Origin of the sequence: Enterococcus sp. (assembly GCF_022711995.1) — a bacterium.
GTDB lineage: Bacteria > Bacillota > Bacilli > Lactobacillales > Enterococcaceae > Enterococcus_D.
In genome coordinates this window covers 76,119-93,398 of record NZ_JALAHI010000116.1, presented here as the reverse complement: position 1 = coordinate 93,398, position 17,280 = coordinate 76,119, and the positions used below count along the sequence as shown (strand labels likewise).

14 protein-coding genes and 1 pseudogene are annotated in these 17,280 nt (G+C 42.5%); 2 read left to right on the top strand and 13 right to left on the bottom strand.

Annotated features, from left to right (window positions below; all coding sequences use genetic code 11):
• Nucleotides 1-6: 6 nt before the first annotated feature.
• From Q0A12_RS11780 to Q0A12_RS11745, 8 genes are all read right to left on the bottom strand, one after another.
• On the bottom strand, nt 7-819 hold the full coding sequence (locus Q0A12_RS11780) for a MetQ/NlpA family ABC transporter substrate-binding protein (RefSeq protein ID WP_291292839.1): 813 nt from the start codon (nt 817-819) through the stop codon (nt 7-9).
• 262 nt (nt 820-1,081) lie between these two features.
• Nucleotides 1,082-2,173: a PLP-dependent transferase gene (locus Q0A12_RS11775; protein ID WP_291292838.1), complete on the bottom strand. Its 1,092-nt coding sequence runs from the start codon at nt 2,171-2,173 to the stop codon at nt 1,082-1,084.
• 377 nt (nt 2,174-2,550) lie between these two features.
• A complete protein-coding gene (gene metA, locus Q0A12_RS11770) occupies nt 2,551-3,510 on the bottom strand; it encodes a homoserine O-succinyltransferase (RefSeq protein WP_291292837.1) in 960 nt (319 codons plus the stop codon).
• 487 nt (nt 3,511-3,997) lie between these two features.
• The gene (locus Q0A12_RS11765; protein ID WP_366031327.1) at nt 3,998-4,771 is read right to left on the bottom strand and encodes a C39 family peptidase; all 774 of its coding nucleotides are present in this window, start codon (nt 4,769-4,771) and stop codon (nt 3,998-4,000) included.
• Nucleotides 4,772-4,969: 198 nt separating this feature from the next.
• Nucleotides 4,970-5,584 carry a hypothetical protein gene (locus Q0A12_RS11760; RefSeq protein WP_291292835.1) on the bottom strand — a complete coding sequence of 205 codons (615 nt, stop codon included), beginning with the start codon at nt 5,582-5,584 and terminating at the stop codon, nt 4,970-4,972.
• A 268-nt stretch (nt 5,585-5,852) separates the two neighbouring features.
• Nucleotides 5,853-6,740 (bottom strand): 16S rRNA (adenine(1518)-N(6)/adenine(1519)-N(6))-dimethyltransferase RsmA, encoded by an 888-nt coding sequence (rsmA, locus tag Q0A12_RS11755; RefSeq protein ID WP_291292834.1) that lies wholly within the window; start codon nt 6,738-6,740, stop codon nt 5,853-5,855.
• On the bottom strand, nt 6,737-7,312 hold the full coding sequence (gene rnmV / locus Q0A12_RS11750; RefSeq protein ID WP_291292833.1) for a ribonuclease M5: 576 nt from the start codon (nt 7,310-7,312) through the stop codon (nt 6,737-6,739). The genes rsmA and rnmV overlap by 4 nt, the downstream gene beginning before the upstream one ends.
• Nucleotides 7,302-8,075, bottom strand: a complete 774-nt coding sequence (locus Q0A12_RS11745) for a TatD family hydrolase (RefSeq protein ID WP_291292832.1) — start codon at nt 8,073-8,075, stop codon at nt 7,302-7,304. Before Q0A12_RS11745 ends, rnmV begins: the two co-directional genes overlap by 11 nt.
• Before the next feature lie 190 nt (nt 8,076-8,265).
• On the opposite strand from Q0A12_RS11745, the gene Q0A12_RS11740 reads away from it, so the two are divergent.
• Nucleotides 8,266-8,949, top strand: coding sequence for a hypothetical protein (locus Q0A12_RS11740; protein WP_291292831.1), 684 nt, complete (start codon nt 8,266-8,268; stop codon nt 8,947-8,949).
• Nucleotides 8,950-9,428: 479 nt separating this feature from the next.
• Entirely contained in the window at nt 9,429-10,289 is an 861-nt protein-coding gene (locus Q0A12_RS11735; protein ID WP_291292830.1) for a metallophosphoesterase, read from the top strand.
• A gap of 66 nt (nt 10,290-10,355) precedes the next feature.
• On the opposite strand, the gene Q0A12_RS11730 is transcribed toward Q0A12_RS11735, so the two are convergent.
• The 5 genes and pseudogenes from Q0A12_RS11730 to Q0A12_RS11710 form a co-directional block, all read right to left on the bottom strand.
• Nucleotides 10,356-12,113: a metal ABC transporter permease subunit gene (locus tag Q0A12_RS11730; RefSeq protein WP_291292829.1), complete on the bottom strand. Its 1,758-nt coding sequence runs from the start codon at nt 12,111-12,113 to the stop codon at nt 10,356-10,358.
• Entirely contained in the window at nt 12,106-12,837 is a 732-nt protein-coding gene (locus Q0A12_RS11725; protein WP_291292828.1) for a metal ABC transporter ATP-binding protein, read from the bottom strand. The genes Q0A12_RS11730 and Q0A12_RS11725 overlap by 8 nt, the downstream gene beginning before the upstream one ends.
• A 288-nt stretch (nt 12,838-13,125) precedes the next feature.
• Nucleotides 13,126-14,094, bottom strand: a complete 969-nt coding sequence (locus tag Q0A12_RS11720) for a D-2-hydroxyacid dehydrogenase (RefSeq protein WP_291292827.1) — start codon at nt 14,092-14,094, stop codon at nt 13,126-13,128.
• 4 nt (nt 14,095-14,098) lie between these two features.
• Nucleotides 14,099-15,361: pseudogene (locus tag Q0A12_RS11715) on the bottom strand (amino acid permease).
• Between the two features lie 169 nt (nt 15,362-15,530).
• Nucleotides 15,531-16,742, bottom strand: coding sequence for an MFS transporter (locus tag Q0A12_RS11710; RefSeq protein ID WP_291292826.1), 1,212 nt, complete (start codon nt 16,740-16,742; stop codon nt 15,531-15,533).
• Nucleotides 16,743-17,280: the final 538 nt, after the last annotated feature.

The following is a 17,280-nucleotide window of genomic DNA, read 5'->3' as shown; positions in this document are numbered from 1 at the left end:
ACTTTCTTACCATACAGGTATACTTGATTTTTTGGTTACTTTATCAATGATTTCTTTGACTTCATCGGTTTGATAATAGTCAACGATCTTCTGATAAGTCTGATTTTCTTTGTCCTCTGCACGTGAAGCAATGACATTATAGTAAGGTTTTGACGAATCAGCGACAGGTTCCAAGAAAATCGCATCTTCTGTTGGAATAAATCCGGCATCGACCGCCATCCCGTTATTGATCAGTGAAATAGCGACATCGGTTATCGCTCGTGCGGTCTGGTTGGCATCTAACAGTTTGAAAGTCAGTTGTTTTGGATTATCGGTAATATCATTCGTCGTGGGCAGTAACCCTTTTGCTGGATCCAATGTGATCACTCCTGCCGTCTGCAACAGCAACAATGCCCGACTTTCATTTGAAACATCATTCGGCAACGCAACGACTGAACCTTCTTTCAGTTCAGAAATGTCGTTGATTTTATCTGAATAGATACCTAATGGATTAAGTGTGGTATACGCAATCGTTGTATTGGAATAACCACTTTCTTGATTGACATTATCCATAAAGATTTCTGTCAATGCTGCATGCAAGTCGATCGAACCATCTTCTAATGCCTCGATAGGCTGGCGATAATCAGTGAACTTAACGATCTGTAGATCAATTTGCTCATTTTCCAGCAATTGTTTCTGTACATATTCCCAAGCTTCATTTTGTTCCCCCACTACGCCAAGCTTGACTGTCGTCTTAGAAGCCGGTTTGCTGCACGCTGCTAAAGCAAATACTAGCAGGAGTAAAAATGCCCCAATCCATTTATTCCAACGTATTTTCATTTTTTCTTCCCCTTTTTTCCCCCTTTGAACGAAGCCTACAAAAGCTGTAGCTTTTGTACATGTCGCAGATAAACGCAATGTCTGAATAGGCTGCCTGCATTCGACCATTTCTCTGTCATTGATAAACCAAAAAAATGATCATCGGAATAACTATTCATATGTAGTGTAACTTTATCTTATACACCAAAAACTGTCAATAAAGAAACACCAGTTGATCCTTACAGGATATCTGTCTGTAGACACACTTCAGGAGAACTATTTTTTAAATTTGAGCCAATGCCTGTGTAAGATCTGCAATCAAATCTTGTTGCTTTTCGATGCCAATAGAAAGCCGCAAAAGATCTGGTGTTAACCCATAGGACTCCCGCAATTCTTTGGGAATATCCGCATGGGTCTGAGTCGTGGGATACGTAATGAGGCTTTCTACTCCCCCCAAACTCTCTGCAAAAGTGAAGAGGGAAAGCCGCCTCAAAAATTCCTTGATTTTCCCTGCATCTTTTAATCGCAGACTGATCATTCCCCCTACCCCAGGATATAAAACCTCTTTAATCGCTGGCTGACGCTTTAAAAAATCAGCGATTTCTTTGGCATTTTGTTCCTGTCTTTCAAACCGTAAAGGTAATGTCTTTAAGCTGCGAATAAACAACCAACAATCAAAGCTGCTTAAAGTAGGACCTGTCGTATTTGCAAGGTAGGTCAAACGTTCGCCAAGTGCTGCCTCTTTGGCAACAACCACGCCGGCTAGAATATCATTGTGCCCCGTCAGAAACTTCGTCCCCGAATGAAGAACAATGTCTGCCCCTTGATCTAATGGTTTCTGCCTCAATGGCGTCAAAAAAGTATTGTCGACAATCAGCAACGCCTCTATCTGGTGAGCAAGTTCAGCAGCTGCTGCCACATCGATTTCTGTCATCAGTGGATTTGTCGGGGTCTCTAAAAAGACCGCCTCAATCTTCGGATTGATTTGTGCTGTTAGGTCTTCTAATGTAGCGAAATAATGAAAATGAGCCAGCTGACGCGCTGCTAATTCTTCAAAAAAGCGAAAACTACCACCATATAAATCTCTTGATACTAAAAATTCGCTTCCGCTAGGAAAAAGATCGAAAACCAGTGCAATGGCACTCATCCCTGAACTGGTGACCACACATCCAGCCCCATTTTCTAATGTAGCTAAACCCGCTTCTAATAACTCTCTGGTAGGATTTTTGGTACGCGTATAATCATAGCCCGTGCTATGACCTAGTTCGGGATGAGCATAGGTGGTAGAAAGATAGATCGGCGCACTGACCGCTCCTGTCGCCTGATCCGAACGATTGCCCAGTTGCGTTAAAAAAGTTGCAATATCAATAGTCATACTCACATTTTCCTTTCTGTGTCTGGTCTTTTTTTGCAATAAGATAACATGATTGTCGCAAAATTCTGACGATAAAAAACGAAGTGGAGTCTCTTAAGAATTACCTTCCTTGTTGCGGGTAGAGTATCTAATTTTGCTGGCGATTTTTGTGGGACATTCTTCAAACAAGTAACTACCAAGGAAGAACCTTTTGTGAAACAATGAAGCAAAATATCCTCTTTTTTACGATTCCTTGTGGAAAACTAGTCCTTTACCGCTAGTAGCAACTATTCTCAGTCAACCTCTTCCGTTTATTTTCGATGCTTTATCGCTTTGACTTGCGAAACACAGCTTGCCTTTCAACCTCCTTCGAGATATCCCTTTGTTTCACTAAAGATTCATGCGTTCTCGTTTGTCTCTAAGTCCTCCAAATCATTTCCTATATAATAGCCACTATGTGTAGGTAAAACATGCAAATCATACGGAGTGCGCTGATACGTTTCATGGATCCAATTGCTGAAAAATAAAGAAGCATGCCCTCGCCAACGATTGACGATAGTTCCTTGAGGATCAGCGAAATAGTTTTCTGGAATCCTCGTAGAAAGTCCTTTGGCTTGATCCCGTAAATACTCCTCTTTCAATGTTTCCGTATGATATTCAAAATGACCTAACAGAAAAACATTTTTATGATCGTCAGATACCAAGATCGCTGGTCCAGTTTCAGCACTCGCAGCAATCACGGCTAGAGGTGCCTGCTGCAGCTGCGCCTCATTGATCCCGGTGTAACGAGAATGAGGCATCTTAAAAGAATCATCAAAGCCCCGGATCAACGGATGGCTTCGGGTCACCTGTTGTTCAAAAATGCCAAACAGTTTTTGCTGGTAACGGATCTTATCGATCTGGTAATGATAGTATAGACCCGCTTGTGCCCCCCAGCAGATATGTAATACCGAGGTACAATTTGTTTGACTCCAAGCCATCACTTCTTGAAGTTCCTGCCAATAATCAATTGCAGCAAAAGGCATCTTCTCGACCGGTGCCCCAGTAATGATCAAGCCGTCAAAACGTTCCTCTTGGATTGACTGAAATGGGACATAAAATTTTTCCAAATGATGACTGCTGGTATTTTTACTTTCATGTTGCTGCATCTTCACTAATTTCACTTCGATTTGCAAAGGGCTCTGGGACAAAAGCTGCAAGAGCTGATTTTCCGTCGTGATTTTTTGCGGCATTAGGTTTAGGATCGCAATTTTCAACGGTCGAATCTCTTGCTTGACCGCCCACTTTTCTTGTAACGCAAAAATATTGTGCTGCAAAATGGCTGCTGCAGGTAATTCTTTGGGAATAATGATCGGCATTCTCTCACTCCTTTTCCATTGGCTCTGATTCCTGTTTCTAATCCTTCGGTCTTCTGGTCGTTCATTTTCTGGTCTATTCTGAAAACTTGCAGTCACTTCTAAGTTGAAGCAGGATTTGCATGGTCTGCAAAGCAGTCCAGATGATGAACAGCAAAAAGTCGTCCCTTTTACCGTTTATTAACGATAAAAGGGACGACTGACTCGTGTTACCACCCTAATTCGTGCTGCCTTTGCAGGCAGTCACCTCAACAGTACCAATGATACTTGGCGCGTTATCGGGCGCATACCGTCTATTTGGCGTGAACCAAATAAAAACTCAGAGTTCATCTTCATCGCTTGTCTCCTGTCTCCTTTTTCACCCTCCGGAGTCTCTGTACCTTCAACGTAGCGATTACTCTTCTCTTCAACGTTTCATTTCTATTTGTAATTTCTAAGAATTATAATCGTTCTTTCATTCAATGTCAATTGACTTTTTTCAATAATCTGCTTATTTTTTGGAAAGATAAAGGTATTGTTGCCCCATCTGTTCATAGATTTCTTGAAGATCTTCACGGGAGACTTCACGATCTTTGTAGCCATAAGGATCATTGACATACATTTTATCCCCGTCGATTCCTGTGATCACGACGGAATGGATCAATGCAGTCTCATAAATCATGCCAGATTGCGTCGGCCATTCAAAAAAATCTGCATTGGTTGGCACTTGTAATTCTAGTGTGGCGATCATCCAGATAGGCGTTCCCTGTTCCAAAACTTCAATAATATCCTCAAAAGATTTGTCTCGACCACTCACCACTTGATAAGAGGTGCCTACCACTTGACTGGCAACTTTGGCAATAGGTTCTACCGCAACCCCCATAGCACCGTCTCCGCCATAAATATCCCCTACAAACCCTTCACGAGGATCTCCTCGATGGGTACCATCCACATATACAGGAACATAATCTAATTCAGCGGCAAGTGCATTTTTATTTGTTTCAAAGCCATAGAAGTTCAACAACATGGATAATGCGGTTACTTCACAGCCATTGCCTAAATATTCTTCATCAAATTGGTTCTCTAACGGAACATCTAGCTGGATCACTGGGTCTTTCTCTGCAACCAGCTTTTGTTCTGAGATAGTAGTGGCCAGTTGTACATCCGCAATCTCTTTTTTCTTCACATAGGGAGATTCCCCTGCTTTATCGTAAAATAACCAAAAAAAACAAAAACTACATGCTAGCAAACCTAAAAGCAATCGAATGCTTTTCTTTTTCATCAGTTTACCCCTTTCTTACTTGATTATTATACCTTGAATAGCAACCAAACGAAAAGAATTTATATTTTTAAAAATGAAGGTATTGAAAATCAAGGGCGCAGTTTTTCTGCTTAAACCATTCTGCACAACAAAAAAGGCCACAAAAAAGATAAGGAATGATGATGCTTTCCTTATCTTTTAGCAGATTGGTTCTTATTTGGTTTAAGAAAGGGCTTGTTCTTTTTTTCCGATCCCTAATTTTTTGGCTCTTGAAAAAGAGTAGATATCAAACTGCTTGCTTAATGCGCCGGCGACAAAATAAGCCAGATTATAATCCACTAAGCTATGGATCAAGCCGCCAACACCCATCAACACGAACAAGAAGTAATAAAAATTGCCATCAAAAGCGGTACCTGGTACGTTGCCGGTAAAGTAAAAGACTGCAACAACAAGCATCTCCACAATCGAATGAATCAAACCGATCACTAGGTTAAATGCTTGAAAACGGCCATTGAGCAATGTTGGCTTGCCATTTTTTAATAAGATACCGGGATTCTTTTGTAAATAAATGGCACCGATCACAGCAAAAACAACATGGGAAAGTGCCCGCAATGCAATGATTGGCGGCAATGTGAGAAAAAAGCCGAAGGTGGTTCCTAAAGCAACTGCGATTGCCATTCCTGGCGAAAAGAACATGGCCATAAATAAAGGGACGTGGCTTGCTAATGTAAAGGAAGCAGGACCAATGACGATCTTTGGCATCACCATCGGAATAACGATCCCCATACCGATCAAAAGCGCGGCAATGGTTAAATGACGAACTGAATGTTTTTTCATGAATAACTCCTCCTCTAATGTGTCTTGACACATTTATCTCGCTCATTGTAGCTTGAAAAACAAAAGGTGTCAAGACACAAAAAAATAAAGCTGTATCCCAAGTCATTCCAGACAAACATAGCCCAACCTCTCACTTTCGTTGAATTTTTTTTTACGAAAGTGCCCTCTGCCCTACTGAATAGTGGAGGCACGTCAAACGCTTCGGATTGTCTATTTGTTGATCGACTTGGATCACAGCTTTTGTAGTTTCGTTACTCATTCAGTTGTCTCAAGAATTTTTTTGTGCCAACATTTCATTGCTCAACCGGGCAAACTCGGCTAAAGATAATGTCTCCCCGCGACGCGTAGGATCGATTTCACTGGCAGCTAAACTCGCTTTAAGCCATTCTTTCGTTTGTTCATCTTTTCCATAGGAATTCTGCAAATTATTCCATAACGTTTTCCGTCGTAATTGAAAAGCCGCCTTAGTCAATTTAAAGAATTCTTTTTCGTCTGTTACTTGTACCGCAGGAGTTGCTCGGCGGGTCAATTTCAAAATCGCAGAGTCAACATTTGGTTGGGGGACAAAAACCGTCTTTGGTACGATAAAAGCCAATTCTGCCTCCATGTAATACTGAACAGCGATCGATAAAGACCCATAGGCTTTCGTTCCCGGTACCGCTGAAATTCGATCAGCTACTTCTTTTTGCATCATAACTACCATTTCCTGAATCGGAGCATGTGACTCTAAGAAATGCATCATGATGGGCGTAGTAATGTAATAAGGAAGGTTGGCGACTACTTTGATTGGCAGCTCTTCCGTAAACGCTTCTTTGATCGTGCTAGCTAAATCTGCTTGCAATACATCTTGATGGATCACTTGAACATTGGGATAAGGTGCCAATGTATCCTGTAAAACAGGAATCAAGCGGTCATCGATCTCAAAAGCCAAAACTTGGCTGGCGTGCTTCGCTAATTGCTCGGTCAATGCGCCGATCCCCGGACCAACCTCAATCACATTTGTCTGGGCATCAATTGCTGCGGTTGCAACGATTTTGCGCAAAATATTCGGTTCCGTCAAAAAGTTCTGTCCTAAGCTTTTTTTAAATGTGAAGCCATGTTTCGCTAGTATTTCTTTCGTTCTAGATGGGGTTGCAATATCCCTTTGTTCTTTCACAATTCTTCCTCCACTGTCTTCATTGCTGCTGCTAGTTCTGTTTCCGTGATACGAAACATGGCAAGACGTTTTTCCAACTGTTTGGCATTCGTATAACCAATTCGTAAAATGTCTCCCAGCTTTTCCCGTTTTAATCGCGCTTGCTGCCCCGCGATCAAGCCATAATCGGCCAAAATTTGACGAGAAATCTGTGGGCTTTCAGCTCCCTCTTCCTGGCTGACTGGCGTCACAATTTTGCGGAGCGCTTCTTTAAGTGCTTCATCACTGGCATGTTCCACCCCTAGGCTGCCTTTCTTCTTTGGTGCCGCTTGACTGCGGGGCAAAAAGGCATGTTGGGCATCCGGAACAGCTTCCATAATGATTTTTCGGATTTTTTCACCTGAAAAATCTGGGTCGGTAAAAACGATCACTCCCCGGGTCTCCTGCGCATGGGCAATTTGCGTTAAGATGGTTTCATCGATTGCTGATCCGATGGTTTCGATCGTATCAACATCAAACACTTCCTGTAATCTGCGGGTATCATCTTTGCCTTCGACGACAATGATTTCTTCGATTCGCCATCTATCCTTCATACAAATTGAACAACTTTTCGGCATTGGTATAGGTTTGTTGGGCAACTGCGTCAAAAGATAGTTGCCGCAATTCTGCAATCTTTTCGACAACATAACGGGTATAGCCCGGTTCATTCCGTTTTCCTCGGTAAGGCATCGGCGCAAGATAAGGCGCATCCGTTTCTACTAACAGTCGATCCATTGGAACCACTTGCGCAGCTTCTTGGACATCGAGGGCTTTTTTGAAGGTCACTACACCACTAAATGAAATGTGCATCCCTAAATCCAAAAAGCGCTTTGCCCATTCCCCATCACCGCTAAAACTATGCATGATCCCACCGATATCAAAGATTTTTTCTTCTTTTAAAATCTGATAAGTATCTTCCAGTGCTTCCCGAGTATGAATACTAATTGGCAGCTTCATCTCTTTGGCAATGGCGATTTGTCGGCGAAAGACAGCAGCTTGCACATCTTTGGGATCTTCCATCCAATGATAGTCCAACCCAATTTCGCCTAATGCCACAACTTTTGGCTTGGTTAAGCGATCTTGAATAAACGTCTCGATTTCTTTTGTATAAGACCCAGCTTCTGTCGGGTGCCAGCCAACGATGCTATATATCCCGTCATATTCTTGACTTAACGCCAATGATTTTTCAATCGTAGGTTGATCAAATCCGACAACTGCCATTTTGGTTACTCCAAGCTCATAGGCTCTGGCAATCGTTTCGGGAATCTCGTCATTAAATTGTTCCGCATTTAAATGCGTGTGTGAATCAAAAATCATTCTAATTCCTCCTTGTTTCCCTCTATACTCTAGCATATTTTGCAGCTTTAAGAAATGAATCCTCCTTGTTTTTTCATTCGCTAAAGAAAGTTTTCAGCAATCACGAAAAAATCAGTCCCAAGGTGGAGGGAGGAAAAATAAGCTTCGACTATAATAGACTTACGATCCATCAGACTTGGAGGTGAAAAAGATGGAAAAATCAAAACCATTTACAAAATGTACCTTACGACAGCGCTATACCTATTATCGCCAGCAAAACGCCCACCAACAATATCAGGGGAATTTCAAAAATGATTTTCAAAAAGATTTCCCAAGTTTTGCGAACTGGCTCAAGTTGCAACAAAAGCCAACTACCAATGATCAAACAGCAACATTCTCCCACTGGTTCTTATTGATTTTATTTAGTTTATTGACGGTTGCCACCTTCACGCAACAGCTCTTATTTCTTTTATTGGTTTTTGTGATCGCTGCCCTTGTCAAAGGTCCAGGGATGATTCTTCTGGGAGTTCTTTATTCGTTTTTGGTGACGCTGTTTCCACCACTAGGTCTATTGTTTTCAGCCCTTTTCTTTTTATTGACACTTAAACAATTGACGAGAAACGTGACCTTTATCTTTACAGCAATGTATTTTTACAGCTATCCGTTCTTGATTACAGCGATCCATCATTTTACAGCATGGGATGATCGATGGATCATGATTGCAGCAGTTGTTTTTGCACTGATCAGTGGTCATTTGTTGTTCAAGAAAAATTATCCCACCGCTTCTAGTAAAGCCTTTGCTTGGCGACTGCTCACTGCGCCCTATGATTGCTTGACTGTCTTGCTTCCTTCAAAAAAAGGTCGGCGCTTGCAAAAATTTTCACGTATCAAATAATTTCTAATGAGCTGTATACTCGTATCTACTGGCAGCATTTTACTTCCGGTATCGTCCCGGGGATTCCTCCTATTTGAAACCGATTGGATTGTGTTCGAGTGGATTCATTTTAAAAAAGGAGCTTTTGGGAAAATCTTTGCTTGCAACAATGGAACTGTGACGCAAATGCTTTGGCAAATATTACAGCCAAGTGAGATTGCTTGGGTTCTTTTCCTTTACCAAACAAGATGAGCAGAACAGCTTTGCTTGCCGCTAACTGTTCTGCTGTCGAAACGGTCACCGTTGTTATCCTAGCTGAATCATTTTCAATGAATATTCATTTGTTGGTCATTTAATAGGATTCCACGTTGTGTTTTTTTATCTATTGAAAAGCAATCAAAAAAAGACTTAATTTTTTTACTGAATGTCTTTTGTTTGATTGCTTTTTTGAGATGAATCTACTATGCTATTAGTTAGTTAAACAAAAAAGGAGACCCGCCATGTTGACCTTCATTTTTATCTTTTCCTTCCTTGTGGGCTTGCTTTTTTATGCCTTTATCATCGAACCGAGGCGCTTGAAACAACGGCATTATTTGATCAAAAAAGAGAAGCAGACGGTTCTTGATATTTCCAAAGCGTATGATCTTTATCAAGATGAGAAGAATGTCGTCATCGCCCATATCAGTGATCTTCACTTTTCCCATTGGTTCAAGCCACAGCGAATCAATCGCATCATTCGGTCCACGATTTTAAACAAGCCTGATTTAATCATCATTACCGGTGATTTGATTGATGATTACCGCAAGTGGCCCCATCGTTCCACCAGTCGTCTTGTTGAAAAATTGAAGAAGTTGAATGCCCCAATGGGTAAAATTGCGGTTTTAGGCAATCATGATCATTTAAGCGATGGACACTTTTTTGTAAGTGAAGTGTATAAAAACGCAAATTTTACATTATTAGATAACGAATCAATTTTTGGCTCTGACGAAAAAACTTCAATGAATATCGTAGGAATCGATAGCGCCAGCAAAAATGTGCATTATCACTACGAACCGACATTAGCGGAATGGCAGATCCTCCTGATTCATGAACCCGACTATGTCTCGCGCGTAGACAACATTCGTGATTACGACCTAGTTCTCTCCGGTCACAGTCACGGCGGACAGATTCGCGTGCCCTTTTATTTTGCCAAGACCAAAGGTGCCCTTAAATATACAGATGGCCTTTATCTTTTAGCACCGAATACATTACTTAGTGTTTCCAGTGGTGTCGGTACGACCGCAATTCCAGCGCGTTTTGCAGTGCCTCCGGAAATCACTTATTATCATCTCGTGCCGGCTGAGAAACATGCCGTAGCCTAAAACAAGCTCTTAAGCCCCCTTCACTATCTTGACTAAGATAGCTGAGCAGCTTCAGAGCTTGTTTATTTATTGGCGTAATCCGTTATAGATCGTTTCTAAGTTCCACTTCATCATCGCATAATAACTATCGCCATCTTCTCCAGGTTCAGCAATCGAGTCGGTAAAGACCGTACCATAGATCGGTATCCCTGAATCCCGAGAGACGCTTTGCATGGGGCGGGTATTGACACTACTTTCGACAAAGAGTGAAGGCACGGCGGACGCTTGCAATTGATCGACTAAGTTTTTGATTTGGGCAGGAGTACCTTCCTCTTCGGTATTGATTTCCCAGATATAGGCCGACGGGACGCCATACGCTTTAGAAAAATACTTAAATGCCCCTTCGCTGGTCACGATCAATTTCTTTTCTTTGGGAATCGCGGCAAAGTTTGCTTTGGCTTGCTGATCTAATTCTGAAAGCTGCTTGAGATACTGCTCCAAGTTCTCTTGATAAAAGGCTTGATTTGCGGGATCTTTGCTGCTTAAATGTTTGGCGATATTTTGGGCATAGATCATGCCATTTTCCAAGTTGAGCCACGCATGGGGATCTGCTTTTGTGTGATCCTCATCATCAGAAAGATAAAGCACCTCGACGCCATCACTGACAGCAAAGTAGTCTTCATCCGCTTTTTTGTTGGCATTGTTCATCAATTTGGTAAACCAGCCATTGCCGCCAGTTTCCAAGTTCAAGCCATTGTAGAAGAGCAGATCGGCATCGGTGGCTTTCTGGACATCTTCTGCCAAAGGTTCATATTCATGAGGGTCACGTCCTACTGGAACAATACTGTGGAGATTGATTTTGTCCCCTGCAATGTTTTTGGTTATATCTGCTAAAATCGAATTAGTTACTACAACATTTAACTTGTCCTCAACGGCTGCGGCTTGCTCTGTTTGCTGATAAATCAAGAAGCCACCGGCAATGGCTGCCGCAGAAACTGTTGCGGTGGTCAGCCAACGTTTGGCAGGAGTCGTTTGTTGTTTGGGTGAAAAGAGAAATCCTAAGACAAACAAGACAGCTGCAGTGAGAACGATGCTTGATCCCGCAGCAATATTAAAGGTATAGCCGATAAATAGCCCGATTACAGAAGAAGCACCGCCTAGTATCCCTGCAATCACCATCATGTGGCTCAGCCGCTTTGTATACAAATACGCTGTTGCAGCTGGCGTGACCAGCAATGCCACGATCAAGATGGTACCCACACTTTGCATCGCAGTCACAGAGACCAATGTCAAAAGCAGCATCAACAAGTAGTGATAGACTTGTACGTTCATTCCAAAGGCTTTTGCCATCATGGGATCAAAAGAAGTGATCAGCAACGGTCGAAAGAAGAGCAGGATCAGTGCCAGAACGACTAGAGCAATCGCAATGGTGATCCACTTATCGCCATCTTGTACAGCTAGCACGTTCCCAAATAAAATGTGGAACAAATCCGTAGAGCTGTTGGCAACTCCGATCAAGATGACCCCTAGTGCCAAAAAGGAACTGAAGGTGATCCCAATGGCCGTATCGCTTTTGATCAAACTATTGTTGGAAATATAAGTGATGATGATGGAAGCAAGAACACCAAAGAAAATCGCCCCCACAAAAAAATTCACCCCTAAAATATAGGATAGTGCCACGCCCGGCAGCACGGCATGAGAGATGGCATCCCCCATCAATGACATCCCTCGCAAAATAATAAAACATCCGATCACTCCGGCAACGATCCCAATCGCCACAGCCGTAATCAACGCATTTTGCAGAAAGTGATAATTGACTAATCCATCAATAAAATGACTAATCATCTGAAACGCCTCCTTTTACGATGATTGCATCGCCAAACGTTTTTTTCAAATTGGCTTCCGTAAAAACAGACGCCGTTGGTCCATAGGCAATCAACCGTTGATTCATCATTACCAATTCATCAAAGTATTCTGTCACCTTCCCCAAGTCATGATGAACGATAAAAATCGTTTTTCCCTGTTCGCGAAACGTCCGTAAAAGGTCGATAATAATCGCCTCGCTCATGGCATCGATTCCTACAAAGGGTTCATCTAAAAAAATGTATTTGGCATCCTGAACTAATGTACGAGCAATCAGCACTCGTTGGAATTGGCCACCAGATAGTTCACCAATCTGACGTTCAGCAAAATCTGCCATTTGCACAGATTCCAATGCCGTAGTGACTTTTTGCCACTCCTTGCTCTTGATGCGTTGAAAGAGAGTCAGCTGGGGATAAAGTCCCAATGACACCACTTCTTTGACTGTGATGGGAAACGTATAGTCCACTGCTGTTTTTTGTTCCACATAAGCAATCGTTTTTTGAAATGTATTGAGCTTCTTCCCTTCAGAAGTGACTGTCCCTTCTGAAGGAATCAGCTGAAGTGCGGCTTTGATGAAAGTTGATTTCCCTGCCCCGTTGGGCCCGACGATCCCAACGATAGCAGGTTGATCGACAGTGAATGATAGGCCAGTAATCGCTTGGTTTTTCCCATCATAGCTTGCCGAAATATCTGAAAATGTGAGCATGATTTGTCCTCCTTGGCATTTATATTAAAGTATCGTTTATTTATTTTTTAGGCACGCCTAACTTATGATCAATTATACCGATTTTTTAAGTGATTGCAAGGACTTTATCCAGAGATATTATTTTTGACTTAATCTTGCCAAACTTACTAAATGATTGTTTGTTTCGAGTCAGCCAGATTTTTTTTAAAAGAAAAACAAAAAAAGTTTCCACTCGACCGAGGGAAACTTTCCTATCAAAACTATTGGCTTTCAACTACTGTAACAAAAGCCACAGTAGTTGTTAGCTCTTTATTTGCCGTTGACGACATTGATTGGCTGTTGTTCTAAGAAGTGTCGATAATTTGAAACAGCAATCGTCAGCAATCGTTGGCGGGTCTCCAACGGTGCCCAAGCAATATGAGGGGTTAAGTAGCAGTTAGGCGCATGGAGCAGCGGATTGTCTGCGGTGATTGGTTCCTGAGAGACCACATCCGCCGCCAAAGCCGCGATTTGTCCAGCACTTAATGCTTCTGCCACTGCTGTTTCATCCAGCAGTCCTCCTCGAGCCGTGTTGATTAAAATCGCTGCTTTTTTCATTTGAGACAGTGCATGGGCGTCGATCATTTTCTCTGTTTCAGGAAATTGCGGCAGGTGCAAACTGATGATATCAGCTTGTCGAAAGAGTTGTTCCAAGGAAACTTGTTCTGCCCATTCCGCTTGTGGTGTTTTGGGGCGATGATTGTAATAGATGACGGTCATCTGAAACGCGTGAGCAATTTCGGCAACCGCCTGTGCGATTGCGCCATAGCCAATCAACCCAATCGTCTTGCCAGCCAGTTCCATCAAAGGTGTCTGCCAATAAGAAAAATCGGGACTATTCTGCCAATCTCCTTGATGAACCGATTGGTTATGCCTGCCTACTTGATTGGTCACCTCAAGCAATAATGCAAATGTCGCTTGTGCCACTGAATTTGTACTATAACTAGGAATATTGGTTACGGTAATTCCTTGTGAGGTAGCCGCCTCTAAATCAACAACATTGTAGCCAGTTGCTAAGACCCCGATATAGTTTAATTGTGGGCAAGCCTGGATCACATCTGCGGTGATCGGTGTTTTATTTGTCAAAATCGCTTCGGCATTACCGATCCGCTCAATTATTTCTAGCCGATCTGTATACGAGGTGCGATCATAAACCGTCACCTCCCCCAATTCTTCAAAACCTTGCCAGTCCAAATCGCCAGGATTCAAGGCATAGCCATCAAGTACAACGATTTTCATTCTTTCACTCCTCTCGTTTTGCTTTTGCATAAAAAACAGGAATCCCTAATAAAGTCACACCGATCCCCACTATCGCTAACCAAGTGTCAGTGATCAATGTCATGATCAAAATAAAACAGCCACCTAGGATCGCGATCAATGGAATGATGGGATAGAAGGGAACTTTATATGGACGCTTCATCTGCGGTTCTGTCTTTCGCAAACGAAAAACCCCGATAAACAATAACACGCTAAAGAACCACATAACAAAAACCAGCATATCGGTCAATAGATCAAAGGTTCCTAAAAGCATCATGACACAAGCGATCCCTAATTGTAAAAAGGCCGCCGCATAAGGGGCATTGGTCCTTTTACTTAAAGTTGCAAAGGTCTTGCTAAAAGGAATTTCGTCTTCCAGCGCCATGGCATAAGGGACTCGCAATCCAGTCATAGTATAGCCATTCAATGCCCCATAAACAGAAATCAAAATACCAATCGTGACCAGCTTACCGCCAAAACTGCCGAACAAAGCCATCGCTGTTTCTGAGGCACTGTTCAAATTGCCGGCGATTTGATCAATCGGCAATGTTTTCAAAAAAGCGATATTGATCAACACGTAGACCAATGTGACAAAACTCAACCCAAAGATAATGGCTTTAGGCAAATCTTTTTCTGGTCGCTTCATTTCCCCGGCAACATTGCCCACACCCATCCAGCCGTCATAAGCAAAAAGTGTCGCTAAAAGGGCACTGCTAATACCCGCGGCTAGGGAGCCTTGAGTGTTGGAAGAAACATCAACCAATGAGACCGAGACTTGTCCAGGTGTCAGCAGACCTGCCACGATGATCACTGCAATCGGGATCAACTTGACAGCTAAGGTGAGAGACTGGACTTGAGCGGCGACTTTTGTCCCTAAAAGATTGATCAAAGTCACACTCGTTCCCGTTAAAATCGATAAAGGAAGCAAATAATTGCTTGGAAGATGAAATAAGTTCAAACACTGGGTAGCAAAAATAATACTTAATGCTGCAACATTCGCTGGAAAGTAAATGATACTTTGTGCCCAGCCTAATAAAAAAGAGGGTAACTTCCCATAAATTCTTTCAATATAGCGAATGGGACCGCCGGTTTCGGGAATTGCCGTTGCCAACTCTGCCACGGTCAAGCCGCCGCAAATGGTTAGAAAACCGGCAAGTAGCCATACCAACAAAGTCAAACCGGTGGATTGGGTCTGCTGAACCACAGCCGCTGCTTTGAAAAACACGCCTGCGCCAATCACTGTTCACATGACTTTTTATAGCGCTCCGAAAAAACTGATTTCTTTTTTTAATTGACTTTTCAAATACTCACTCTCCTTTTTTTGACTAAATCAAAGTATAGCGGATAGATCCCAGGTTGGCTAGAGTGATTCCTTTGCAAAAATAAAAAAACAGCTGCTCATGAGCAACTGTTCCCTCTTATTTATTTACTGGCGGAACCAAAACTTGCGTACGCCGCTGATGCATTCGTTTCACGAGGAAAACTGTCATCAAGAGAATCAAAGGAAAAATCCCTGCTCCTAAAATGCCTTGTTGCAATCCTTTGTCACTGCCTTCTGCCAAGAAACCCACCAGTGAAGGACCCAACGAGCAACCTAAATCCCCTGCTAAAGCGAGGTAAGCAAACATCGCCGTGCCGCCATTTCGAATGTATTTTGTCGTCAAACTGAAAATCCCCGGCCATAAAATACCGACAGCGAACCCACTCAATCCACACCCGATAAATCCTAGAATTGGGACACTTGATAACCCAATCAAAAGATACGCCATCAAACACAGCAATAAGCTGGCAAACATAAACTGCCGCAGATGGATACGTTCCCCAAACTTGCCATAATACAGGCGTGCTAGCCCCATCATGATCGCAAATAACATGGGACCGGCTAGATCCCCCACTGTTTTGGAGACACCAAGCCCTTGTTCGGCAAAGGTTGACGCCCATTGACTAACGGATTGTTCACTTGCACCGGCACAGACCATCATGACTAGAAACAGCCAAAAGCTTTTCAATGAAAACAATTCGCGATTCTTCAGTCCGACTTCGCCTTCTGCTACGATCGGTGCTAATGGCACTTGAGTAAAAACAACCAAATTGACCAGTGGAAAAATAGCCCAGATCAATGTGAGAAACGGCCAACGGGCAATGCCAAAGACAAAGAAAAATAGCGTTGAGACTAGAACAACCCCCACATAGCCCCAGCAATAAAACGAATGGAGCATACTCATGGTCTTCTCTTTATTTGGCGTAGGACAAGCTTCCACGATAGGACTCACCAATACTTCCAAAAGGCCACCGCCAATCGCATAAATAAAGACCGCCAGCAATAAGCCGCTGAAAGGTGTTGGAAAAAGCATCGGAAAAACAGCTAATCCGATCAATCCGACCGCCGCAAATAAATGAGCCGCAACGATGGAGATCCGATACCCAATCCGATCGACAAAAAAGATGGCCGCAAAATCCACAGCCAGCTGCGTCAAGAAGTTAAATGTCACCAAAAGTGTGATTTGACTTAACGGAATCTGATATTGTGTTTGAAATGTCAAAAATAATAAAGGCGCAAAGTTATTGATGATTGCTTGAACAATGTACCCTGCAAAGCAAGCAAAGACCGTGTGTTGATAATTTTTCATATTTACCTCCTCCAGATTTATTTAGTATAGCAAAAGCCCCTTCTCTATCACCATGGAAAATTCGCTTTAAAAAGCTGGAGAATATTCTCCTTTTGACAGCAGTTTCACTCTTCTCTAAACAATTCTAAACTCTGACCCGTCTACTAAAAAAAGGGGGCCTGTGACATAAGTCATTATCCAACAAGCTACACCGAACAATAGTCTCTTGCGATAGATTCCTACTTTTGCGACGAGGAGTCCCTGCACAGCAAGAGCAATAATAGTTTCGGATAGTATGACTTGTCGGAGACTTATGGCACAGCCCCTCGTTCCCTTAAAAAAAGACGACTAAAAAAGCAATTTTTGAAGTTTTTTTAGCACTCTTGTATGTATCATAGGATAGCAACGACCCTTCCAATAAAAGCCCTTGCACATCTGCTATCAATCCCTTAGCTTGATAAAGAATTTTTATTGAAAGACGATTTTGAAAGGTGATGATCGGACAGAAGGATCATAGAAAAGAATTGCTGTCTGAAGGAGCGGATGCTCAACCAGTTGC